Here is a 23,704-nt window from a genome sequence, read left to right as displayed (position 1 = left end):
GGAGCAATGATCAATCGTGACGATGCCGCCAGTACTCGAGGGGGCCCATCGCCCGGCCAGTCCTATCCGGGCAAGCGGCTGGGCCGGCCCGAGACGGGGCCAGGATCGCTGGCAGGACTCGGGGTGCGCGTCCTCGCCCTGCTGATCGATTGGTTCGTCGCCATGGGCCTGGCCGCGTTGCTGTTCTCGCAGACCGCCCAGAACGTGGGCACGCTGGGCCTCTGGCTGGTGATCACCGCGTTGTCGGTGGGATTCACGGGGCACACCATCGGGCATTTCATCCTGGGGATGCAAGTGCAGACGACGGACGGCTACGCGCCCGGGTTCTTCAGGGGCGTGATCCGCAGCGTCCTGGTGTTCCTGATCGTCCCCGGCCTGATCATGGATCAGGACCAGCGCGGTCTGCAGGACCGTGCCGTGGGCACCCTTCTCGTGAAGATCCGGTGAACCGGCCGGCGGGCCCAGGCCCGCCCAAAAGCGCGAGCGCCGTCGCCGTCCTGTATCGGACGACGACGGCGCTCGTACGTGCGAGGGGCTTTCCCGGTCCGGGACCTCCAGGGCCGGGGTTCAGAGGTCAGCGGCCTCGCATGGCCTTGCGGTCGGGACGGGCGCGCATGGGGTCCACGCCCTTGGGGATGGGCAGCGAGTTGCTGCGCAGGGTGGAGATGCGCTTGTGCACCTTGCTGACCTCGTCGCGGGTCAGCGACTTGTCCAGCTTCTTCATGCGCTTGGCGACCTGCCGCAGGGGGACCTGGTCCTCCTTGTTGCCGGCGTTGATCACGTGGATCGGCACGTTCTGGATCATGGGCCCGATCCGGCGGCGTTCCTTGGTCACCAGCTTCTTGACCCGGCCGGTGGGCCCTTCGGTGACCAGGACCACCCCGGGACGTCCGACGGCGCGGAAGACCAGGTCACGGGACCGGGGATCCACCTGAACCGGCTCCTGATCGACGATCCACCCGCGCCGCAACGTGGACAGAGCCGCACCTGCGGCCCCCGGCTGATCCTCGATACGCGAGAAGGCCGCCTTCTCCGCACGGCGGGAGAGGAAGAACACCGCGGCGAGCAGGGCGAACGGGAGGCCGATCAGCAACCAGGTGATCCAGTTGTTGAGCAGCAGGCCCAGGATCAGGAAGATCACCAGAACGCCCAGGGCGATGGCGATCAGCTTGAGCGTGATGTTGGAGTCGTGCTCCTTGGTGATCCGGTAGACCTGCTTCATCTGGGCGAAGTAGCCGGGGCCCTTCGCCGCCTTCTTGCGGGCCTTCTCCTCGCGCTTCTGCTCCCTGGCCGCAGCCCGGGTGGACTTGGCATCGTTCGTGGCTCGGCCGGAGCTGGATGGGGACACGGTGAAACCTCGTGGTGAAGTCGGTGGTGGATCATGGGCCGCTAGGTCTGCAGCGGCAACCATTCTAGCGGCAGTACGGCGTTCAGCGGCCCAACTTGGCGATCAGGCTGGAAGCCTCCTGCGCGGTGGAGCCCTCATCGGTGATGTGAGCCAGCCGTTCGGGGATCTCGCGGCCGAGCTTGTTCATCGAGCGGGCCCACAGCCTGCCCGACCGGTAGGAGGAACGCACCATGGGCCCGGACATGACGCCCAGGAAGCCGATCTCCTCCGCCATCTTGGCGTAGGCCACGAACTGCTCCGGCTTGACCCACCGATCGATGGGGTGGAACAGCTTGGAGGGGCGGAGGTACTGCGTCAGGGTGATGATGTCGCAGCCGGAGTCGAAGAGGTCGCACAGCGCCTCGTGGATCTCCTCGTCCGTCTCGCCCATGCCCAGGATGAGGTTGGACTTGGTGATCAGCCCGCGGTCCTTGCCGTAGCTGAGCACGTCCAGGGAACGCTCGTAGGTGAAGGCGGGACGGATCTGCTTGAAGATCCTCGGCACGGTCTCCAGATTGTGCGCGAAGACCTCAGGACCGGCGTCGACCACCATCTGCAGGGACTCGGGGCGGCCCTTGAAATCGGGGATCAGGATCTCGACGCCGGTCTGCGGGGAGATCTCGTGGATCGCGCGGATGGTGTCGGCGTAGAGCCAGGCCGCACCGTCCTCGAAGTCGTCCCGGGCCACTCCGGTCACGGTGGCATAGCGCAGGTCGAGGTCGCGGACGGACTCCGCGACCTTGCGGGGCTCGTCGTAGTCGATGGGCTCGGGCCGGCCGGTGGCGATGTCGCAGAAGTCGCAACGGCGCGTGCACACGGAGCCGCCGATCAGGAAGGAGGCCTCGCGGTCCTCCCAGCATTCGTAGATGTTGGGACAGCCCGCTTCCTCGCAGACCGTGTGCAGCCCCTTGCCGCGCGCCATCGACTTGAGCTTGGTGTACTCGGGGCCCATGTGCGCGGTGTTCTTGAGCCAGTTCGGCTTCTTCTCGATCGGGACCTCGGCATTGCGCGCCTCGACGCGCAGTAGACGGCGGCCTTCGGGAGCGATGGTCATCGGCATTCTCCAGGTGTGGGGCTGATGGACAGTGAGAGCTTATGGCTCGTGGTCAGGGTCGGGCCACGGCGGGCCAGGGCAGCGGAGGCTGATTGTCCGGGATCCCGGCGACGGCGCACAGGTCCGCTTCACGACGACGGAATTCCTCGATCATCACCTCAACCACATCCGCCGGTGCAACATTCCTGCCGAGTTCGCGGCTGATGGAGGTGACACCGGCATCGCTGATCCCGCACGGGATGAAGTCCCCGAAGGGTGCCAGGTCGTTGCTGCAGTTCAGGGCGATGCCGTGCATCGTGGTGCGGCGGGACACCTGGACGCCGATGGCGGAGATCTTGCGGTCGCCGCCACGATCGTCAGCGGGGATCCAGGCGCCCGAACGGCCCTCCACGGTGGTCGCCTCGACCCCGAACCGCCCCACCACGGAGATCACCAGCTGCTCCAGGTCCCGGACGAACTTCACGACATCGATCGGGGTCTTCAAACGCATGATCGGATACGCCACGAGCTGGCCCGGTCCGTGCCACGTGATCTTGCCCCCGCGGCCGATCTCCACCACCTCGGTGCCGTCGGCGGGGTATTCCTCCGCCGAGGACCGGCGGCCGGCGGTGTAGACGGGTTCGTGCTCCACCAGCAGCACGGTGTTCGCGCGTTCCTCGGCCACCACCTGCTGATGGACCGTCTTCTGCACCTCCAGGGCGGGACGGTACGGGACGAAGTCGGGGGCGAAACCCAAGCGTTCGAAGGACAAGGACATGGCCCCAGCCTACGCGGATCAGGGGGCCTGTGGATAACCGCCATCCGAGGGTCGGGAAGAGCATGCTGGATGCCATGGACACACCGGATGCCTTCACGACGCCCCTGGGTCCGCCCGAGCTGGCAGACCTGGGGGCTTGGGCCGGCCGTGGTCGCCGGGTGATCGAGCCCGTCTCCGGGAACCGGTACGTTCTGCTGGAGCTCGGCTCCGCTGCGACCGATGGCAAAGGCTGGGCCGGGATCGTGCACCGCCTCGAACCGGTGGACAGCCCGTATCTCGCCGTGCCCCGGGCAATCATCGACCAGCCGTCCCGTAGCTCGCTGCTCTACGAGGAACTACCCGAACGCAGTTTCGCCGACGACGTCGGCAGGCTGGGAGGTGCCGTGCAGAGCGCGGTCCTGACCATGGTGGCAGACGTGGCCGAGGGTCTGGCGGTACTGCATGACCACGGGGCGACGCTGCGCAGGATGTCGCTGCGTGACCTCCTGCGCGCAGCGGAGGAGGTCGACGAGACCCCCGGGCGCTGGCAGATCCTGGTGAGCCCGGATTCCGGTATCAGGGCCATGAGCCCCGGAGACGAGGAGCGGGAAGCCCATGGGGACCTGGTCATGCTGGCGGCAGCGGCGGCTACCGTCCTGACCGGCCGTCGTCCTGCCCCCGGACGGGACAGGGCGCCGCTGGCCACCGTCTGCCCCGCCTTGCCGGCGGAGGCGCTCGATGCTCTCGACGATCTCCTGGAGGACCTGGGCGGAGCTGGCATGGGCGGAGCCGGCATGGACCGATCCGCACGGGAGAAGAGGTTCGGAGGGGCCGGCCGTGAGGCGGTGGTCGCATACGGCGATTCCGCGCGCCGGCTGGCGGAGGCGATCGGCCAGAGCCTGTCCGACGCTGCCGACGCCGGTGGCGAGACCGAGGATGACATGAATGACGAGCAGGACGGAGAGCCCGAGGAAGCAGCGGACGGGGAGGTGGAGGACGGGGACACCCTGATCTGCAGCCAGGATCGAGACAGCACCCAGCGGGTCCTGGAACTGCTGCGCGGTGGCGGCACAGCTTCATCGGAGCCCGCAGAACGCCGAAGCTCCCGTACCCGGATGTCCTCTTTCACCGACCGGGGGTGGGACGGGGACGATGAACCGGCCGGGGCGGGCGCCTGGCCCGGCAGGTACCGGTCTTCCGTCGGCCGGTACCTGCTGTCGTGGAGGATGTCGTGGAGGATATGGGGCGCCGGTGTCCTGGTGGTCGTCGTCCTCGCCGGTGCCGTGATGCTGCTGATGCCACGGGATCAGGGAGCCGCGGAGGCCGGCGGGGTGGCAACCCCACCGGCGGCGGGGAACTCATCGCCAACCTCGTCGGAAGCGGTGGATGCCGGCACCGGGGTACGGGCGCCGGACGCCGAGGTGCTGGCCGATCTGATCGCGGTCCGTGCCGCCGCGTTCCGCGACCGGGACCCCGGCCGGCTGGAGGAGGTCTACGTGCCCGGAGCGAGCGACCTGGCGGAGGATCAGGCCACGCTGGCGGGGCTGTCCGCCGACCCAGGAACCGCGATGCACGCCTTCAGCGGACTCGAGATGGCCATCGACGGTGAACCCGCGGTCGAGTTCGATGGGGCCGGGAGCGCCGTCGCGCGCATGACCGTCACCGCCACGGGGATCGAAGGCGGGCAGGAGGGCTCCCAGGAGGTGGAGATGTCATTGGACTACACGCCGGACGGCTGGCGGATCAAAGACGTCGAGCCGCGGTGAGGTCCGAGAGGATGCCGGTACCTCACCGCGGCTCGACAGAGACGCACGACCCCGTTGCCGGGGCTCGGGCAATCACCAGAGGACGGCCACGACCATGGCGATGAGTGCCGTGCCACCGGTGCCGTGGGCCAGACCGGTGGAGACGGGCTGACCCGCCCGCTGCTTCCGCCAGCCGATCAGCGCGGCCACGAAGACCCCGAGGGCAAGGAGCAGTTTGACGGCGACTTTGGCGTGGTTGACCGCGATATCCGGGTCGAACTCGTTGAGGGTCACCAGCAGCAGGCCGGAGATCAGCATGGCGATGGACGCGCCGAACTGCCAGGTGGTGACGGTGGGCTTCTTGAAGGTGGCGACCCAGGTGCCGACGATCACGGCGGCGCCCAGGATGTGGATCAATACGAGCAGGGAGTGCAAAAAGGTCATCCCTCGACCCTACTAAAGGGCGGCATGGCTCCCTTGCGCCCTGCAGGGAGTCGGGGGGAGGCCTATGCCACACCGAGCCGAAGCGGAAAGCAGGAACCCGGTGGTGCGTCGTGATCGATCACGACGCACCACCGGGTTCCTCACCACCTCAATGGGCTCTCAATGGGCTGGGGCGACCGGAGCGGTCGCCGTCGGGGGCCTCAGAGTTCGAGGGCGCCTTCGAACCGGCCCTCTTCCAGACGGGCCTTCATGGTGTGCAGGAAGCGACCCGCATCCGCGCCGTCAACGATCCGGTGATCGTAGGTCAGGGACAGGTAGCACATGTGCCGGATGGCGATCACGTCGTTGCCGTCCGCGTCCTGGATCACCATGGGGCGCTTGACGATCGTGCCCGTCCCCAGGATGGCGACCTGGGGCTGGTTGATGATCGGGGTGTCGAACAGCGCGCCGAAGGACCCGATGTTGGTGATGGTGAAGGTGCCACCGGTCAGCTCATCGGGGCCGATCGACCCGTCCTTGGCGCGGGCGCCCAGGTCGGCGATCGAGGAGGCCAGTCCCGGCAGCTGCTTGTCGCCGGCGTTGCGGATCACCGGGACGAGCAGGCCGCGAGGCGTGTCGACGGCGATGGCCAGATCCTCGGAGGCGTTGTAGACGATCTGCTTCTCGGCTTCCTTGAACGTGGCGTTCAGGGCCGGGTTGGCCTTGAGCCCCTCCGCCACGGCCTGGACGAAGAACGGCAGGAAGGTCAGCTTGGCGCCGTGCTTCTCCTGGAAGGCGTTCTTGGCCTTGTTGCGCAGTGCGGCCACGCGAGTCATGTCGACCTCGGTGACCTGGGTCAGCTGAGCCGAATCCTGCAGGGACTCGCGCATGCGCTTGGCGATGGTCATGCGGATGCGCGGAGCCTTCTCCGTGGTACCGCGCTTGTCCGAGACCGGCGGGATGGTGGTGGGCTCGCCATTGTCGAGGGCAGGGGCGGCGGACGGAGCCGACGGCGCCGAGGAGGCGGCCGGTGCGGACTCGGCGGCGGCCAGCACATCCTGCTTGCGGATGCGGCCGCCCACGCCGGTGCCCTTGAGCGAGGACAGGTCCACGCCCTTCGACTTGGCCAGCTTGCGCACCAGCGGGGTCACGTATGCGGTGTCGGAGTCGCCCGAGTCACCGGCCGGAGCGGCCTGGGACTCTTCGGCCTTGGCAGGGGCCTCGGGCTGCGCCGGGGCGGCCTGCTCCTGCTCCTGGGCCTTGGCGGGGGCCTTCTCCTCGGCAGCCTTGTCCGTGGCCTCGGGGGTCGCGGACTCGGTGGCCGCATCCTCGATCGCCTCCGCCGAGTCGGCGGAGTCCTCCGAACCAGCGGAGTCGTCGGAGTCGTCCTCTGCGGGAGCGTCGTCGGGGTCGCCGATGAGAGCCAGGACCTGGCCTACCTCGGCGTCCTCGTCCTCCTGGACCTTGATCTCCAGCAGGGTGCCGGCTACGGGGGAGGGGACCTCGGTGTCGACCTTGTCGGTGGAGACCTCGAGCAGAGGCTCGTCGACCTCCACTTCCTCGCCGATCTCTTTGAGCCAGCGGGTCACGGTGCCTTCGGTGACCGACTCGCCCAGTGCTGGCAGGGTGACCTCGGTGCCCGATCCGCCCGAGGACTTCTTGGCGCCGGACCCGGAGTCCTGCTGGGGTGCTTCGGAAGTCTCCTCCGCTGCGGGCTCGGCCTCCTGGCTCTCCTCGGGCTCGCCGGAGTCCGCCGAGTCCGAGCCGGAGTCGTCGTCACCCGAGCCGGAGCCATCGCCGATGACGACCAGCGGTGCGCCGACCTCGACGTCCTCGTCCTCTTCGACGAGGATCTTCTCGATGACGCCGGCTACGGGGGAGGGGACCTCGGTGTCGACCTTGTCGGTGGAGACCTCGACCAGGGGTTCGTCAACGGCGACCTCGTCGCCGACTTCCTTGAGCCACCGGGTCACGGTGCCTTCGGTAACGGATTCGCCAAGGGCCGGAAGGTTCACGGTTTCGGACATCGTCTGACCGTCTCTTTCTTCTGTGCGCTGTCTGCAGTTGTTGCTTGAGATCTGTGGGGCCTGGCCCCCGCCAGAGGCGGTGGCCCGGTTCGGGAACCGGGCCACCGCATGTGGTCAGCCGTGCAGCGGGATGCCGGCGAGGGCCATCGCGGCCTCGCCGATGGCCTCGTTCTGCGTCGGGTGAGCGTGGATGAAGGGAGCCAGGTCCTCCGGGTAGGCCTCCCAGTTGACGATCAGCTGGCCCTCGCCGATCTGCTCGGAGATCCGCTTGCCGATGGCGTGGAAGCCGACGATCGGGCCGTCCTTCTCCCGGACGAGCTTGATGATGCCGCCGGTGCCCAGGATCGAGGACTTGCCGTTGCCGAGGAGGTTGTACTCGGCGACCTCGACGTTGTCCTTGCCGAACTTCTCCTCGGCCTTGGGCTGGGTGTAGCCCACGGAGGAGATCTCCGGCTCGGTGAAGGTCACCTTGGGGACGTTGACGTCCTCGACGACCACGGGGTTCAGGCCCGCAATCTCCTCGGCCACGAAACGGCCCTGCTGATACCCACGGTGGGCCAGCTGCACGCCGGGAACGATGTCCCCGATCGCGTAGATGTTGCCCACGCCGGTGTGCAGGCGCTCGTTGGGGGTCACGAACCCGCGGTCCATCGGCACGCCGACCTGCTCGAAGCCCATGTCCTGGGTGTTCGGGCCGCGGCCCACTGCCACCAGCACGACGTCGGCCTCGAAGGTCTTGCCGTCCGCGAGAGTGACCTTGGCGCCGTTCTCGTCCTGTTCGACCTTCTCGAAGAAGGTGCCGAGGTTGGTCTTGATCTTCTTCTTCTTGAATTCCTTCTCGAGGATCTTGATGATCGAGGGGTCCTCGTTGGGAACCAGGTTGTTCAGGCCCTCGATCACGGTGACGTCAACGCCGAACGAGTTCCACATGGAGGCGAACTCGCAGCCGATGACGCCGCCGCCCAGGACGATCGCGGACTTGGGGGTCCAGTCGATCTCCAGGGCTTCCGTCGAGGTCATGACCCGGTCGCGGATCTCGATGCCCATGGTCTTGGACACCGAGCCCGAGGCGAGGATGATGTGCTTGCCCGTGTAGGTCGTGCCGTCGGCCTCGATGGTGTTCTCGCCGGTGAGCTTGCCGAAGGCATCGACCACCGTGATCTTCTTGGCCTTCAGCAGCCCGCTCAGACCCTTGAACTTGCCGGCCACGATGCTGTCCTTGTAGCTGCGCACGGCACCCATGTCCACGGAGTCCACGGACAGCTTGACGCCGTACTTCTCGGATTCCTTGGCATCGGCCACGAGCTCCGCGGAGTGCAGGTACGCCTTGGTGGGGATGCAGCCCCAGTGCAAGCAGGTGCCGCCCACCTTGCTCTTCTCGAACAATGCCACGGTGTACCCCAGCTGCACGGCGCGCAACGCAGCCGCGTAACCGGCGCTGCCGCCGCCCAGTACGAGGATGTCGAATTCGTTCTCCGCCACGGATGACGCTCCCTTGCTCATTGATCCTTAGCGACACGGCAGTGGGGCCGGGTCGGGCTCACTGTGATTCACGACCACTCTAGTCAAGGCAGTCGCCCGTGAGCTACATCGACGACTTCCGGCGATCCGGACGTGTCACACCGGCTCTCCGCCGACCAGCTCGATGGCGGCGAACATGGTGCGCACGCCGAAGCCGGTGCCTTGCTTGGGCGTGTAACCCCAGGCTGAGCCCTCGTTGAAGGAGGGCCCGGCGATATCGAGGTGAGCCCAAGGGCCCACGGGTTCCACGGCCGACTCCTCGGCGGCTTCCTCGGCCCCGGCGAACTCCTTGAGGAACAGCCCGGCGACGAGCATGCCGCCGTTGCGGTCGCCGATGTTCTTGATGTCCGCGACATCCGAGTCGAGGCTCGCGCGCAGGTGCTGCGGCAAGGGCATGGGCCACAGGTCCTCTCCCGAGGCCACGGAGGCCGCCAGCACGGTCTCGACGGCGTCGTCGTCGCCCATCACGGCGGCGGTACGGGCACCCAGGGCCACCATCTGGGCTCCGGTCAGGGTTGCGATGTCGATCAGGAGACCGGGGTCCTCCTCCCGAGCGGCGACCAGGCCGTCGGCGAGGACCAGGCGCCCCTCCGCGTCGGTGTTGAGCACCTCCACGGTGCGGCCGCCCCGGACCGAGATCACGTCACCGGGCCGGGTCGCCGTGGACGAGGGCATGTTCTCGGCCAGGCACAGCCAGCCGGTCACGGACACGGGCACCTCCGCCTCCGCCGCGGCGAAGACCGTGGACAGCACGGCGGCGGCGCCTGCCATGTCCGACTTCATCGTCATCATCGAGTTGGCGGGCTTCAGGGAAAGACCGCCCGAGTCGAAGGTGATGCCCTTGCCGACGAGCGCCACCGATTCGACCGGCTTCTTGGGCTCCCAGCCGATCCGGACGAGCCTGGGCGGGCGGGAGGCGCCCTGCCCCACCCCGATCAGCCCGCCGAAACCACCGTCGGCCAGTTCGCTCTCGTCCAGGACCTCCACGGTGACCCTGCCCGAGCCGGCCTTGGCCAGATCCTCGGTCAGCTGCGCCACGGACTCCGGGAACACGACGTCGGGGGAGAGGGTCACCAGGGTGCGGGCGCGTGCCACGGCGCGGCCCAGGACACCGGCGCGGTCCACGGCGGCGGCGAGCTCCTTCGCGCCGAGCTCTGGTGCCGCCACGGTGGCCCGCTTGAGGGCGGTCCCCACTGAATGGGCGGTCTTGGCCTTCTGGGCGGAGAAGGCGTAGGCCCCCAGGGCGGCGCCCTCGGCAACGGCGGCGGCCTCCTCGAGCGAGGCCGACGGCAGCGCGAAGACGACGTGATCGGTCCCGGACAGGGTGCGCGCGGCGGCCCCGGCGGCTCGCCGTAGCGCTTCCGCGTCCGAGGGCGCCTCGTCGCCCCTGCCCAGGCCGGCCAGCACGATGATCGGCCACGGCGAGCCCTTGGGCGCGGCCAGCTTCTTGACCTCGTCCGCAGCACCGGTGACGCCGATCGCCTTGGCCTGCGTCTGGAGATCGGAAGGCAGCGACTTGGCGTCGGCCGGCAGCTCCACGAGGGGCCCCTCCGGCGTTCTGCGGACGCCCACCACGACGGCGTCACCGCTGATCCTGCCCAGCTTCTTGTCCGAGGCCTGGAGATCCAGGTCGCTCGCGGGGAGGAGGTCGATGAGCGGCCGGGCCGTCTGCGGTCGGGAATCCGAATCGCGACCGGTCCGGCGGCGAGAAGACGAGGCTGGAGTACGTGACATGCGGGTGAGGTACCTTCCCATGGGGGTCAACCTGATTTCCTTCCCGATCGTAGCCGGGCTCACAGGCACCGCCCAGCCTGTTCGCCGGTAGCGGGCTCTCGCGACGCGCTCCTGCGCAAGGCACTGGCGCCGGGTGTGTCGCAGCTCAACCGCCCCCGCCGGGAATATCGCCGTCCCCGCCGACGGTTGAACACGTCCGGGCCGGAACGCAGCGGGAGCCCGCTCCCGGCCCGCCGTAGAGTTGTTTTCCGAGCTGTTCCCCGTCTTGTCCGGTTCGCCCGTCTTGTCCGGCACCAGACGTCGTTCAGCACCGAACCAGGAGTCGATCGTGGTGGATCCATCTGCCCTGTACTTGGGCAATCCGAGCTTGCTGGATGACCCGCGCCTGCACGGGGCACCCATGGTCATCTCGCTGAGCGGCTACGCGGAGGGCGGCCAGATCAGCGATCAGATCCGTGAGACCCTCCTGGAGTCGCTGCCCCATGACGTGCTGGCCCGTTTCGACGCCGACCAGCTGCAGGACTACCGGTCGAGGCGGCCGCACGTGCGTTTCGTGGAGGATCATTTCGAGCGCATGGAGAACCCCCAGCTGGCGCTCTACGCCCTGACCGATCCACTGGGGCGCAGTTTCAGCCTGCTGACCGGCCCCGAGCCCGATCTGCAGTGGAACCGGTTCATCGAAGCGGTGGTCGAGCTCTCGGAGCGCCTGCAGACCTCGATGGTCACCACCGTCACGGGCATCCCGATGCCCGTTCCGCACACTCGCCCGTTCCTGGTCTCGGTGCACGGAACCCGGACGGACCTGGTCGAGCAGAACCACGGGCAGCGCCCGGTGGCCGAGATGAGCTCCTCTGTCGCTCAGCAGCTCGAGATCCGGTTCGGGGAGCTGGGCGTGGACACCATCGGCTTCACCGTGCACGTGCCGCAGTACCTCGCCGACGCTCGTCTTCCGCAGATCACCGTGACCGCTTTCGAGCACGCCTCCGCGGCGACAGGGCTCACCCTGCCCACCGACGCGCTGCGGGATGCGGGCGGGGACGTCATCCGCCGCGTCGACGAGCAGGTGGCGGGATCTCCGGAGGTCCAGGCCGTGATCGAATCCATGGAGGTCCGCTACGACGAGGTCGTGGCCAACGCCTCCCAGCGGTCCCTGCTGGCGGGCGACGAGTCGGAACTCCCCGACGCCGACGAGATCGGCGCCGCCGTCGAGGCCTTCCTGGCGAACCAGCCCGACGACGACTAGGCCTGCTGTCCGGCCTCTCCTCCCACAGCGGAGGGGAGACCGGACGACTCGAACGACCACGCCCGGCGGCGCCCGCACACGGGCCGCCGATCTCAGACAGGAGAATGACTCAGCCACGCCATGAAGCCGGAAAAGCGATACGAACGGGATTCGCGCATGGCCTACTGGGTCATCGCCGTCGGGATATTCGCCTACTTCCTGGCCGTGGCCCAGCGGACGAGCTTCGGGGTGGCCTCCCTCGAGGCCGCCGACCGCTTCCAGGCGACCGCCTCCCAGCTCTCGTTGTTCACCATGCTGCAGGTCTTCGTCTACGCGGGCCTGCAGATCCCGGTGGGCGTGCTGGCGGATCGTTTCGGCTCGCGGGCCATGGTAGGGGCCGGGGCCATCCTGATGGGTTCCGGCCAACTGGTCCTGGCCCTGGCGGACTCCCTGGGGTGGGGCGTGGCCGGGCGCGTGCTGGTAGGCGCCGGGGACGCCGCCACCTTCATCTGCGTGCTGCGCATCATCCCGGCCTGGTTCTCGGTCTCCAAGGCGCCGATGGCCACCTTCCTGGTCGGCACGGTGGGCAACTTCGGGCAGATGCTCTCGGTCATCCCGTTCAGCGCTCTGCTGGGCTGGGCCGGATGGACGCCCGCCTTCCTGTCGCTGGGCGCCCTGTCGGTCCTCGCAGCCGTCCTGGTCCTGGCCTTCATGCGGGACAGCCCGGACCCGCTCTCCGCGGAGGAGGTCCGTCCCCTGGCCCTGCGGCGCACCTGGGACACCGTGGTGGCATGCGTCCGGGCGCCGGCCACGGCCCTGGCCTTCTGGGTGCATTTCACCGTGCAGTTCATCGGCACGGTCTTCGCCCTGATGTGGGGCTACCCCTATCTCCAGAATGCTCAGGGGATGAGCGCCGGACAGGCCTCGTTCGTGATGACCCTCTTCGTGCTCACGAACCTGGTGCTGGGCATGAGCATCGGGCAGATGGTGAGCCGGTTCCAGCACCGGCGCCTCCGGATCGCGCTCATCGTGGTGGGGATCGGCGTCGTCGCCTGGGCGGCGCTGATCCTGTGGCCGGGGACCGCTCCTTTCGTCGTGGTCATGGCAGCCGTGGTGGCGATCGCCATGAGCCTTCCGGCCTCCATGCTCGCGTTCAACATCGTGCAGTCCTTCACCCAGCGCAGCTATATCGGCACCGTCACCGGCATCACGAACGTGGGCGGGTTCGTGGCCTCCCTGTGCGCGATCTTCCTGATCGGGATCACCCTGGACCTCCAGGTCACGCTGGGCTGGGTGGACGATGCCTACGACCCGGAGGGGTTCCGGGTGGCCATGGCGATGCAGCTGCTGGTCACCGTCACGGGCACGGTCGGCATGCTCGTGAGCGCTCGCCGGGTCCGGGCCAGTTTCGGCGCCGACGCCGTCTGACCGTCGTCCGCCGGCTTTCGCCTCGGTTGGGGCCGTCGTCGAGGACCGGAGCGCCCGCGGCATGAACGGCTTATGAACTCGGCGCGGAGCGGGAGTCGACCGAGAGCTCGCCGTCGATGATCTGCTGCCGCAGCTGCCCGACCTGTTCCTGCAGCTGCGGATCGACCGGGGCGGCCCCGTCGTGGAAGTCGGCGATGCTCACCCCGCCGTTCTCGAGGGTGCCCACGTAGGTCTCGGGGGAGAATTCCCCGTCGACGCTCTGGTCGAGGACGTCCACCGTCGAGGTGGTGATGCCCTTCATGACCGAGGTGAGCACACGGTCCTTGCCCCGGTCCAGGGACTCGAATCCGTCCTGATCCACCCAGACGATCTTCGCGTTCTCCGATTCGAGCACGGCATCCAGGGCCCCGTTCCCGGCCTGCCCGGCCACCGGCATGACGACGTCGGCGCCTTGATCCATCAGGTTGCGGGTCATCGTCTTGGCCGCGTTGGTGTCCGTATAGGAGTTGACGAACGTGCCCTGCTGGGTGGACTCGTTCCAGCCGACCACCTGGACGTCGGCGCCCTGCGTCTCGTTCCAGTGCGCGACGCCCAGTGCGAAACCGTCCATGAAGACCGTCACCGCCGGCTGCTGCATCCCTCCGAGAGTGCCCACGGTGCCCGTCTCCGAGGTTCCGGCTGCCAGATACCCGGCCAGGAAGGCGGCCTCCGCCGTGTTGTAGACCACCGGCTTGACGTTGTCGGCCTGGATGGAGTCGTCGTCGACGATCATGAAGTGGGACTCCGGGTTCGCGGCCGCCACTTCCCGCAGCGGGTCGACCATGGTGTAGCTCATGGCCACCGTCAGGTCGCAGCCCGAGTCGGCCATCGAGGTCAGTGCGGGATTGGCGTCCTGCGCCTCCGCGGCCTCGGCCGAGCGGACCTGGATGCCCCGGTCCTCCTCGACCTGGCGCATGCCGTTCATCGCGGCCTCGTTGAAGGAGGCGTCGTTGAAGCCGCTCGCATCGGCCACGATGCAGCCCGTGAAGTCGGAGGTCTCCCCGGCATCGTCCGAGTCCGGAGCTTGTCCGCAGCCTGTGACCACCAGGAGGGTGCCGGCGAGCGCCGCGGTCAAGGCCTTCGCCGCGCGCCCGGTTCCGGGCGTCAGGAGCGGGTGGCGGGTCGAGGTGATCGGCACGATTGTCTCCTGGACTGTCATGATCGGCTGTGGTGAGGTCGGTCATAAGGCGGCCATCTCAGGAGGCAGACTACCCCGGACTCGCCGGGATGACTCCACAGCCGGAGCGGTCCGCTGAATCCCCCCGAAGCAGCATCCACAGGCGCACGAAAGCAGACGCAGACGACGGGGCCGGGGGCAAGGTCGGGTCATGAGCGCAGAACCCGGCGGATGTCCAGAGAACCCTTACCCCACCCGCACGGCCCGGACGGTGGCCCGGACGGCTGCCGACGTGCTGGCGATCGTCCCGCATACCCTCGGGTACTGGCCGTGCCGCTCCGTCGCGATCCTGACGGCGGCCGGGAGCGGCCTGGGTCCGTGCCTGAGGATCGAACTGCCCTCGATGGAGAGGTTCACCGATCCGGAGTGGGTCGCCGCGTGGACGACGCAGCTGTCGGCCGTGTTGGAGTACGACACCGTCGGGCAGCGGATGTACGTGGTCTGCTACGGCCAGCCGCCCAGCGCATCACGGGTGAGCGGCAACCGCGCCGATGACCGGGCCGCGCCCGGGGCATGCGGTGGAAGCCAGTTCGCCGACGACGAGACGGGCCGAACGGCCCTGCAGGAGCACGCGCTCGCCGTCCTCAGGGCGATCGATGAAGCCGGGACCCTCTCCGGCCACGCCCTTCAGGACGGGTGGTGCGTGTCGGGGGAGTCCTGGTGGCCGGTCGTGGACCCCGCACGTCTGCGTTCTGTGGGTGAGATCCTGGACTCCGCCGTGTACGCGGCCATGGTCTGCAGCGGCAGCGTGGTCGGGCCCGACCCGATCGAGGAACCCGCCGAGGAGGTCCGGGGCCTCTTCGCAGGGGCCGGCGGGTTTCGCCAGCCGGAGACCGCCGGCTACGAGTGGCGGCTCGAGTACCTGGAGCAGTGGCACCGGGTTCTCGGAACGGGGCGGGGCCGGATGCCAGGCCTTCCCCGTGACAGCCGAATGCTCACGGACCTGATGCTGGGAATGGCTGACCCCCTCGGATGCGAGCTGATCCTGGCCATGGTGCTGACCGGGGATCCGGCCGCCTCGCGGGAGGCGTGGGCTGAAACGGCGCATGCGGCGGGCGGCGCGGAGATGCCTGGGGTCCTCCAGATCGCACACGTCATGTCCGGTATCTGGCGGGGGAGACCGGACTGGCGACGACTGGATCGGTGCGTCGTCGTCCTTCAGGAGTTGATCCCCATGGCACGGGCCATGCTGGCGGGGGTCAGCGGATCCGCTCAGGGCCTCCCGCCGGAGGGTGTCGGGGGAGACGACGGACGGACGTTCCTGCCCACGATGCTGGCGGGGCTCTGGCTGGCGCTCGGGCATGCAGAGCACTTCCGGGCGCGGGGCTCGCTGGTGGAGAGGTACGTCGCCGAGGCGGAGCAGGTGGCGCCGTGGCACCCCGGGATCGAACGGTTACGGCAGCTCGCGGCGTCGCGGCCGGTCCCCGTGTGGGCCACCGACCCGGTCACGGCATGGCGGCGCAGCGCCCCGGCTCCATGGGGGGATGGACCCCACGAGGAGCGCATCTGACGAACATGAGGGAGCGTCTCCGACAAACACGGGATATTTTCTGCGGGTTCGGGAACAACCTCGACGGGTGCATGGTTGCAAGCACCTGAAGACCCTTCAGGTCCTGAGTGCGAGCTATGATCGCCGGCGGGACTTGACAGGGTCATAGGTGTTATGACCAGACGTCAAGAACACCGCGTCGAGCAACGAAAGGTTCCCAGTGTCACCAGCTGTCACGAATGAGACGACTGCAACCGTCGAGTCCACTGAGACCGTGGGAGCAAGCCGGGAGTCGTCGGGCACCACCAGTGCTACCAAGACCGCGGCGAAGAAGACCACCGCCGCGAAGAAGGCCACGGCCGCCAAGAAGAGCACTGCGGCGAAGAAGACCACCGCCGCCAAGTCATCGGCCGCGAAACCCGCGGCCGCCGCCTCCACCGCTCGGACCTCGGCCAAGAAGGCCGCAGGGAAGGACACCGCGGCCGAGAGCACCACGGCCGAGTCGGACGACGAGGCCGAGGCGACCCCCGCCAAGGCGCCCGCGAAGCCTCGCAAGACCAGGGCGAAGACCGCGGCCCCCAAGAAGAAGGCCACCGGCTCCCGGGGGGGCAAGAAGGCTTCCGCGGCAGCCGCCGACGACCTGGACGATGACGAGGAGTTCGACGTCGACGACTCCATGAGTTCCGACGCCGCTGAGGATTCCCAGGACTCCGCGGACGAGGCGGAGGAGGGCGAGGAGACCGACGGGGTCATCGCCCCCGAGGATGCCGAGAACGCGAAGTCCGGCACCGAGGTGGTCGCCAAGCCCACGGGCAAGACCACCGCTTCGCAGGAGGCAGCCCGCGGGTTCGTGCTCTCCACCAACGACGACGACGACGCGCCCGCGCAGCAGGTGGTCTCCGCCGGCGCGACCGCTGACCCCGTCAAGGACTACCTCAAGCAGATCGGCAAGGTCGCCCTGCTGAACGCCGAGCAAGAGGTGGACCTCGCCCTCCGTATCGAAGCCGGCCTGTTCGCCGAGCACAAGTACAAGGACGAAGCCGACACCCTGACCCGCGAGCAGAAGAAGGAACTGCGCTGGGTCATCCACGACGGCAAGCGGGCCAAGAATCACCTGCTGGAGGCCAACCTGCGTCTGGTGGTCTCGCTGGCCAAGCGCTACACCGGCCGCGGCATGCTGTTCCTGGACCTGATCCAGGAGGGCAACCTGGGCCTGATCCGTGCAGTCGAGAAGTTCGACTACACCAAGGGCTTCAAGTTCTCCACCTATGCCACCTGGTGGATCCGGCAGGCGATCACCCGTGCCATGGCGGACCAGGCCCGCACCATCCGCATCCCCGTGCACATGGTCGAGGTCATCAACAAGCTGGCCCGTGTGCAGCGCCAGATGCTCCAGGACCTCGGGCGTGAACCGACTCCGGAAGAGCTCGCCCAGGAGCTGGACATGACCCCGGAGAAGGTCGTGGAGGTGCAGAAATACGGCCGTGAGCCCATCTCCCTGCACACGCCCCTGGGTGAAGACGGCGACTCCGAGTTCGGCGACCTGATCGAGGACTCCGAAGCGGTCGTCCCCGCCGACGCCGTGAGCTTCACGTTGCTCCAGGAGCAACTGCACTCGGTGCTGGATACCCTCTCCGAGCGGGAAGCGGGCGTCGTGGCCATGCGGTTCGGCCTGACCGACGGCCAGCCCAAGACCCTGGACGAGATCGGCAAGGTCTACGGGGTGACCCGCGAGCGCATCCGGCAGATCGAGTCCAAGACCATGTCGAAGCTGCGCCACCCCTCTCGCTCCCAGGTGCTGCGCGACTACCTGGACTGAGCAGCGGAAACACGATGGCCCCGGTACGGATCCGTACCGGGGCCATCGTCTGTCAGCGGGTCAAGACCGCGCTGGTAGTGGATCAGGCGTCAATGCGCTCCGTTTCGTCCTGCCACGTGGCGGCCATGGGACGAAGCTTCTCTTCGTTGGCACGCGCGTGGTGAGCGCAGAACAGCAGCTCTCCGCCGCTGGACTGGAGGACGACCCGCACATAGGCCTGTGCGCCGCAGGCATCGCAGCGGTGGGTGGCGTTCAACTCTGGGGTCTCGAGCGTGGCGTTCACGACATCCTCCTTCAAGCTCAGACTTCATCCCACTGGCGGTTCCCGTCGATGCGGTCACCGGCCAGTGCCCCTTCCGTCCTGGTGCCCAGGTCACGGTGTCGGAGCCCTCGATCGGGGAAGTGCTCTTTCGAGTACGTCAATACAACCACGCGAGCCGTGCGTTGCATTCCACCCGGAGGGTGTTTTCGCCCACCGCGCACGCCCGGCCCTCCGGGGACGTCTCCGGATGACGCGCCGTCGTCCGTCGTCGTCCCTGCTCCGTTTCCCGGCGGATTAGAGTAAGGGCGCCCGTCCCAACCGGTACGGGCGATCATGCCCGCCTGTCACGGGCATCGACCCGATGCCCCGCCCCGATATGCCAGCAGGAGTTCCACGCGCCGTGTCGCCCACCAGATCCGAATACAACGCCCGTCACCTCTCCGTCCTGGAGGGGCTGGAGGCCGTTCGTAAGCGCCCGGGGATGTACATCGGTTCCACCGACTCCCGCGGCCTCATGCACTGCCTCTGGGAGATCATCGACAACTCGGTGGACGAGGCCCTTGCGGGCTACGGGCACCAGATCACCGTGATCCTGCACAAGGGTGGTTGCGTGGAGGTGCACGACGACGGACGCGGCATCCCGATCGACAAGGAACCGCGAACGGGGCTGTCCGGTGTCGAAGTGGTGTTCACCAAGCTGCATGCCGGCGGAAAGTTCGGCGGCGGCTCCTACACGGCCTCGGGCGGTCTGCACGGCGTGGGCGCGTCGGTGGTCAACGCGCTGTCCTCCCGGCTGGACGTCCAGGTGGACCGCGGTGGCAAGACCTATCAGATGTCCTTCAGGAGGGGGGAGCCGGGCGAGTTCACGGACCGGGGAACTCCTTCACCCGACGCGCCGTTCGAGCCCTTCGTCTCGGGCTCCGAGCTCGAGGTGGTCGGCAAGGCGCGCCGCGGGGTCACCGGGACCCGCATCCGCTACTGGTCGGACCGGCAGATCTTCACCCCGGACGCCCAGTTCTCCTACGACGAGCTGGCCACCCGCGCCCGCACCACCGCGTTCCTGATCCCGGGCCTGCGGATCACGGTCCGCGACGAGCGCCGGGTGCCGGGTACGGCGGGAGAGGCGGGCCCCCACGAGGAGGTCTTCCAGCACGACGGCGGCATCTCCGAGTTCGCGGAGTTCCTGGCCACCGACGAATCAGTGACGGACGTATGGCGCTTCCAGGGCGAGGCCTCCTTCACCGAGACGGTGCCGGTCCTCGACGACGGGGGGCACTCGCGACTGCAGGAGGTCGAACGCGACTGCGAGGTGGATCTCGCGCTGCGGTGGGGGATCGGCTACGACACCACCGTCCGGAGCTTCGTCAACATCATCTCGACGCCCAAGGGAGGCACCCACCAGACGGGTTTCGAACAGGCGCTCGTCAAGGTCTTCCGCAAGCAGATCGAGGCCAATGCCCGCCGGCTGAAGGCGGGCAACGACAAGATCGACAAGGACGACGTGCTCGCCGGGCTCACGGCGGTGCTCACCGTCCGTCTCGCGGAGCCGCAGTTCGAGGGTCAGACCAAGGAGATCCTGGGCACTCCCGCGGTGCGCCAGATCGTGTCCAAGGTGGTGGAGCGGGAGCTCACCAAGGCGCTGACCGCGACCAAACGCGATCAGAAGAACCAGGCCAACGCCGTGCTGGAGAAGGTCGTGGCCGAGATGAAGTCGCGCATCTCCGCGAGACTCCACAAGGAGACCCAGCGGCGCAAGAACGCCCTGGAGACCTCCTCCATGCCCACCAAGCTGGTCGAATGCCGTTCCACTGACGTGGAGAAGTCCGAGCTGTTCATCGTGGAGGGGGACTCCGCCCTCGGCACGGCCAGGCTGGCCCGCGACTCCGAGTACCAGGCGCTGCTGCCCATCCGCGGCAAGATCCTCAACGTCCAGAAGGCCTCGATCACGGACATGCTGGCCAACGCCGAGTGCGCCGCCCTGATCCAGGTGATCGGCGCCGGGTCCGGGCGCTCCTTCGACGTCGACGCCGCCCGCTACGGCAAGGTCATCATGATGACCGACGCGGACGTCGACGGAGCCCATATCCGCACCCTCCTGCTGACGCTCTTCTACCGGTACATGCGCCCGCTCGTGGAAGCCGGGAAGGTCTATGCCGCCGTGCCGCCGCTGCACCGGGTGGAGATCGTCAACCGCGGCTCCAAGGCCAACGAGATGGTCTACACCTACTCCGAGCGCGAGCTGATCACCCTGCTGCGCAAGCTCGAGTCCGAGGGGCGGTCGTACAAGGAGCCCATCCAGCGCTACAAGGGCCTGGGTGAGATGGACGCGGACCAGCTCGCCGAGACCACCATGGACATCCGTCACCGCATGCTGCGCCGTGTGACCGTGGAGGGCGCCGAGGCGGCTGAGAGGGCCTTCTCCCTGCTCATGGGCTCGGAGGTCGCCCCGCGCAAGGAGTTCATCATCGCGGGTGCGGCCCAGCTGGACGCCGAGCAGATCGACGCCTGACGGCAGCCGGCGTGCTTCCGGTGCGCCCCGGCGTCGGCTGGGCGAACGGCACATGAACAATAGTTGTTTCGCGTTGTTTTCCGTTGGAATATATGGCAACTTCGGGCGCTTTTCCAGCAGTTTTCTTAGGTTTGAGAGTGTTCGTCGGGACGTTGCAACATAAACGCAAGGTGGCTTTCGATACCAGAGTCTCGGAGCCACCCTTGTCCGGCGATGTCCTCTCATCACTTCCCGAAGGGCTATCGAACCCATGTGGCTCCAGGATTACGACCCGCTCGGGTCGCCTGTTCTCTCCGCTCTCGTCGCTGCAGTCCCCATCGTCGTCTTCCTGCTGGGACTGACGGTCTTCAAACTCACGGGCATCAAAGCCTCACTGATCGCACTGATCCTTGCCGTCGGCCTGGGCACCCTGGTCTTCGGGCTGCCCGTGGCGGCCACCGGCTCGGCGGTCGTCTACGGCTTCCTGGGCGGCCTATGGCCCATCGGCTGGATCGTGCTGATGGCTGTGTGGCTCTACCGCATCGCCGTGCGCGCCGGTTACTTCGACGTCATCCGCTCCTCGATCTCGGCGATCTCCGAGGATCAGCGCATCCAGGTGCTGCTGATCGCCTTCTGCTTCGGCGGCTTCCTGGAAGGCGCGGCCGGCTTCGGCATCCCGATCGCCATCTGCGCGGCGCTGCTGGTCAACCTCGGTTTCCGTCCCTTGCGGGCGGCCGGCATCTCCCTGGTCGCCAACGCCGCCTTCGGCGGATACGGTGCCATCGGCATCCCCGTCATCGTCGGAGCCGCGCAGGGCGAGGTCCCGCTGACGGACCTGTCCCAGATGATGGTCCTGGCCATCCAGGGGATCATGGTCTTCATCCCGCTGCTCCTGGTGGCGATCCTGGACGGCTGGCGCGGTCTGCGGGAGACGGGCGGTATCGCCCTGGCGATCGGCCTGCTGGTCTCCGGCCTCCAGTCGCTGCTGCTGTGGTTCGCCGGCCCCGAGCTCGCGGACATCATCCCCCCGCTGATCGGCATGGCCGCGCTGGCCCTGATGCTGCGCCGCTGGCGGCCCCGCAGCATCTACCGCGAGGCCAACGCCCCGGCGCTGGAGGAGCTGCACGCCGATCAGCAGCCCATCACCTTCGGGAAGGTGGTCCAGGCCTGGTCGCCCTTCTACATCCTCTCCGCCTTCATCCTGCTGTGGTCGGTGCCCGCTGTGGTCGGGTTCCTGGCCCGGGCGAGCGTGGGCGTGCCGATGCCGTTCCTGCATCAGGAGATCGCCCGGACGGCGCCGATCGTGGCGGAGACCACCCCCGTGGAGGTGCTCTGGAACTGGGGCATCCTCGCCGCCTCCGGAACCGCCATCCTCTTCGCCGCGCTGGTGACCCTGCTCGTGACGCCCAGCATCACGTGGCGCCAGGGCTTCGAGGAACTGGGCGGGGCGGTCCGGCAGCTCTGGGTCCCCATCCTCATGATCTGCATGGTGATGTCGGTGGCCAACGTCATGAACTTCGCCGGCATGTCCTCGTCCATGGCCCTCGCCCTGTCGGCCGCCGGTGGCGTGTTCCCCCTGCTCTCACCCATCATCGGCTGGATCGGGGTGTTCGTGACCGGATCCGTGGTCAACAACAACACCCTCTTCGCCTCCCTTCAGGCGGTGACCGCCGAGCAGATCGGCACCAGCCAGACGCTCCTCGTGGCCTCGAACACCGCGGGCGGCGTGATGGCCAAGGTGATCTCCCCGCAGTCGATCGCCATCGCCACGGCGGCCGTGAAGGAGCAGGGCAAGGAGGCCGACCTCACCCGTCAGGTGCTGCTCTACAGCCTCGGCCTGCTGGCCGTGCTGTGCGTCTGGGTGCTCATCCTCTCGCTGGTCCTCTGAGCGCTCGGGTGAGAGCTCTGCGCCCTTGCAGGGCGGGCAGGTGTCGGCAGGCCATTGCCGGACCGGCTGATCCGGGTCGATAGGATGAAGGGGTCATCGTGATCTGCATCACGGTGGCCCCTCGTCTCGAGGTTCTGCCCCCACGGGCAGCCGATGACCCCAGTACGTTCCCCATATGTTCGCAGTACGTTGAGGAGTGAGTCATGGTCGACGTCGCCCAGTCCATCACCCGGGATCCCGTGGGCACCACGCCCGCGGCTACTGTCACCGTCACCGGCGCGGCCGGCCAGATCGGCTACGCCACGGTCTTCCGGGCCGCGGCGGGAGCCCTGCTGGGCCCGGCGACCCCGGTCCGCCTGCGCCTGCTCGAGGTTCCCCAGGCAGCGCGCGCTGCCGAGGGGGTGGCCATGGAGCTGCTCGACGGGGCCTTCCCCCTCCTGGCCTCGGTGGATGTCTTCGACGACCCGGCGGCCGCCTTCGAGGGGTCGGAGGTCGGTCTGTTGATCGGGGCCAAACCGCGCTCCCAGGGGATGGAGAGGGCAGACCTGCTCAGCGCCAACGCGGGGATCTTCTCGGTCCAGGGACGTGCGATCAACGACGGCGCGGCGGATTCCTTCCGGGCCGTCGTCGTGGGCAACCCGGCCAATACGAACGCCCTGATCGCAGCCTCCCACGCCCCGGACGTTCCCGCGGAGCGGTTCACGGCACTGACCCGGCTGGATCACCACCGGGCCGAGGCGCAGCTGGCCATCGCCTGCGACGTCTCGGTCAACGACGTCGACGGGATCGCCATCTGGGGCAATCACTCAGCGTCCCAGTACGTGGACCTGACCCGGGCCACGGTCCAGGGGCGTCCCGCGGAGGAGGTCCTGGCCGAGAGGGGACTGGACCGGCAGTGGATCGACGATTTCTTCATCCCGAAGGTGGCCAAACGGGGAGCGGAGATCATCAGGGTCCGGGGCGGCTCGTCGGTGGCCTCCGCGGCGCATGCCGCGCTGCGGCACGTTCGCACCTGGCTGCGCGGCACGGACGAGGGCCGCTGGACGTCCATGGCCGTCCCGTCGACGGGGGCTCACGGCATCCCGGAGGGCGTGGTGAGCTCCTTCCCGGTGACGTGCTCGCAAGGCGGGTACGCCATCGTCGAGCCGTGGGCCGTCGACGAGTTCTCCCGGGCCCGCATCGACCGCTCGGTCGCCGAGCTCCTGGCCGAGCGGGAGGCCGTCGCGGAGCTGGGCCTGCTGGGCCCCAGGGCATGACGGGCGAGC

General features: G+C 68.2%; 18 protein-coding genes. 9 read left to right on the top strand and 9 right to left on the bottom strand.

The genetic code is table 11. The features are described from left to right. Positions 1-6 precede the first annotated feature (6 nt). On the top strand, positions 7-447 hold the full coding sequence (locus tag FCK90_RS12400; RefSeq protein WP_158034608.1) for an RDD family protein: 441 nt from the start codon (positions 7-9) through the stop codon (positions 445-447). Positions 448-574: 127 nt separating this feature from the next. Here FCK90_RS12400 and FCK90_RS12395 read toward each other — a convergent pair whose 3' ends face one another. The 3 genes from FCK90_RS12395 to lipB all read right to left on the bottom strand — a co-directional run bounded on the left by FCK90_RS12395 (position 575) and on the right by lipB (position 3,198). Beyond that, on the bottom strand, positions 575-1,348 hold the full coding sequence (locus FCK90_RS12395; RefSeq protein WP_158034607.1) for a DUF4191 domain-containing protein: 774 nt from the start codon (positions 1,346-1,348) through the stop codon (positions 575-577). Positions 1,349-1,430: 82 nt separating this feature from the next. Beyond that, positions 1,431-2,441, bottom strand: a complete 1,011-nt coding sequence (gene lipA, locus FCK90_RS12390) for a lipoyl synthase (RefSeq protein ID WP_158034606.1) — start codon at positions 2,439-2,441, stop codon at positions 1,431-1,433. A gap of 52 nt (positions 2,442-2,493) precedes the next feature. Continuing rightward, on the bottom strand, positions 2,494-3,198 hold the full coding sequence (gene lipB / locus FCK90_RS12385; RefSeq protein WP_158034605.1) for a lipoyl(octanoyl) transferase LipB: 705 nt from the start codon (positions 3,196-3,198) through the stop codon (positions 2,494-2,496). A 74-nt stretch (positions 3,199-3,272) separates the two neighbouring features. Here lipB and FCK90_RS12380 point away from each other — a divergent pair, with 74 nt between their 5' ends. Continuing rightward, the gene (locus tag FCK90_RS12380) at positions 3,273-4,943 is read left to right on the top strand and encodes a hypothetical protein (protein WP_158034604.1); all 1,671 of its coding nucleotides are present in this window, start codon (positions 3,273-3,275) and stop codon (positions 4,941-4,943) included. Between the two features lie 72 nt (positions 4,944-5,015). On the opposite strand, the gene FCK90_RS12375 is transcribed toward FCK90_RS12380, so the two are convergent. From FCK90_RS12375 to FCK90_RS12360, 4 genes are all read right to left on the bottom strand, one after another. Continuing rightward, positions 5,016-5,366, bottom strand: a complete 351-nt coding sequence (locus tag FCK90_RS12375; RefSeq protein ID WP_158034603.1) for a hypothetical protein — start codon at positions 5,364-5,366, stop codon at positions 5,016-5,018. A 200-nt stretch (positions 5,367-5,566) separates the two neighbouring features. Further along, positions 5,567-7,372, bottom strand: coding sequence for a 2-oxoglutarate dehydrogenase, E2 component, dihydrolipoamide succinyltransferase (gene sucB / locus FCK90_RS12370; RefSeq protein WP_158034602.1), 1,806 nt, complete (start codon positions 7,370-7,372; stop codon positions 5,567-5,569). Between the two features lie 114 nt (positions 7,373-7,486). Then, the gene (lpdA, locus tag FCK90_RS12365; RefSeq protein WP_181954311.1) at positions 7,487-8,875 is read right to left on the bottom strand and encodes a dihydrolipoyl dehydrogenase; all 1,389 of its coding nucleotides are present in this window, start codon (positions 8,873-8,875) and stop codon (positions 7,487-7,489) included. A gap of 114 nt (positions 8,876-8,989) precedes the next feature. Then, entirely contained in the window at positions 8,990-10,627 is a 1,638-nt protein-coding gene (locus FCK90_RS12360) for a leucyl aminopeptidase (RefSeq protein WP_158034601.1), read from the bottom strand. A gap of 328 nt (positions 10,628-10,955) precedes the next feature. Between FCK90_RS12360 and FCK90_RS12355 the strand changes: the two genes are divergently transcribed. Further along, a complete protein-coding gene (locus tag FCK90_RS12355) occupies positions 10,956-11,870 on the top strand; it encodes a PAC2 family protein (protein ID WP_158034600.1) in 915 nt (304 codons plus the stop codon). A gap of 156 nt (positions 11,871-12,026) precedes the next feature. Then, the gene (locus FCK90_RS12350) at positions 12,027-13,277 is read left to right on the top strand and encodes an MFS transporter (RefSeq protein WP_246180315.1); all 1,251 of its coding nucleotides are present in this window, start codon (positions 12,027-12,029) and stop codon (positions 13,275-13,277) included. Positions 13,278-13,347: 70 nt separating this feature from the next. Here FCK90_RS12350 and FCK90_RS12345 read toward each other — a convergent pair whose 3' ends face one another. After that, a complete protein-coding gene (locus FCK90_RS12345; RefSeq protein ID WP_246180308.1) occupies positions 13,348-14,454 on the bottom strand; it encodes a BMP family lipoprotein in 1,107 nt (368 codons plus the stop codon). Positions 14,455-14,644: 190 nt separating this feature from the next. On the opposite strand from FCK90_RS12345, the gene FCK90_RS12340 reads away from it, so the two are divergent. Both FCK90_RS12340 and FCK90_RS12335 read left to right on the top strand, forming a co-directional pair. After that, positions 14,645-16,003 (top strand): DUF4192 family protein, encoded by a 1,359-nt coding sequence (locus FCK90_RS12340; protein ID WP_158034597.1) that lies wholly within the window; start codon positions 14,645-14,647, stop codon positions 16,001-16,003. Between the two features lie 199 nt (positions 16,004-16,202). Continuing rightward, a complete protein-coding gene (locus FCK90_RS12335) occupies positions 16,203-17,801 on the top strand; it encodes an RNA polymerase sigma factor (protein WP_158034596.1) in 1,599 nt (532 codons plus the stop codon). Positions 17,802-17,883: 82 nt separating this feature from the next. Here the strand turns inward: FCK90_RS12335 and FCK90_RS12330 are convergent, their stop codons facing one another. Then, a complete protein-coding gene (locus FCK90_RS12330; protein WP_158034595.1) occupies positions 17,884-18,084 on the bottom strand; it encodes a DUF7455 domain-containing protein in 201 nt (66 codons plus the stop codon). Between the two features lie 379 nt (positions 18,085-18,463). On the opposite strand from FCK90_RS12330, the gene FCK90_RS12325 reads away from it, so the two are divergent. From FCK90_RS12325 to FCK90_RS12315, 3 genes are all read left to right on the top strand, one after another. Then, complete coding sequence (locus FCK90_RS12325) at positions 18,464-20,572, top strand: DNA gyrase/topoisomerase IV subunit B (protein ID WP_158034594.1); 2,109 nt, start codon at positions 18,464-18,466, stop codon at positions 20,570-20,572. Positions 20,573-20,822: 250 nt separating this feature from the next. Continuing rightward, positions 20,823-22,439, top strand: a complete 1,617-nt coding sequence (locus FCK90_RS12320; RefSeq protein WP_158034593.1) for an L-lactate permease — start codon at positions 20,823-20,825, stop codon at positions 22,437-22,439. 203 nt (positions 22,440-22,642) lie between these two features. Continuing rightward, positions 22,643-23,695, top strand: a complete 1,053-nt coding sequence (locus FCK90_RS12315) for a malate dehydrogenase (protein ID WP_158034592.1) — start codon at positions 22,643-22,645, stop codon at positions 23,693-23,695. Positions 23,696-23,704: the final 9 nt, after the last annotated feature.

It is taken from the genome of Kocuria coralli, from assembly GCF_008831305.1.
GTDB classification, from domain to species: Bacteria; Actinomycetota; Actinomycetes; order Actinomycetales; family Micrococcaceae; genus Kocuria; species Kocuria coralli.
This window is presented reverse-complemented; position numbering and strand designations above follow the sequence as displayed.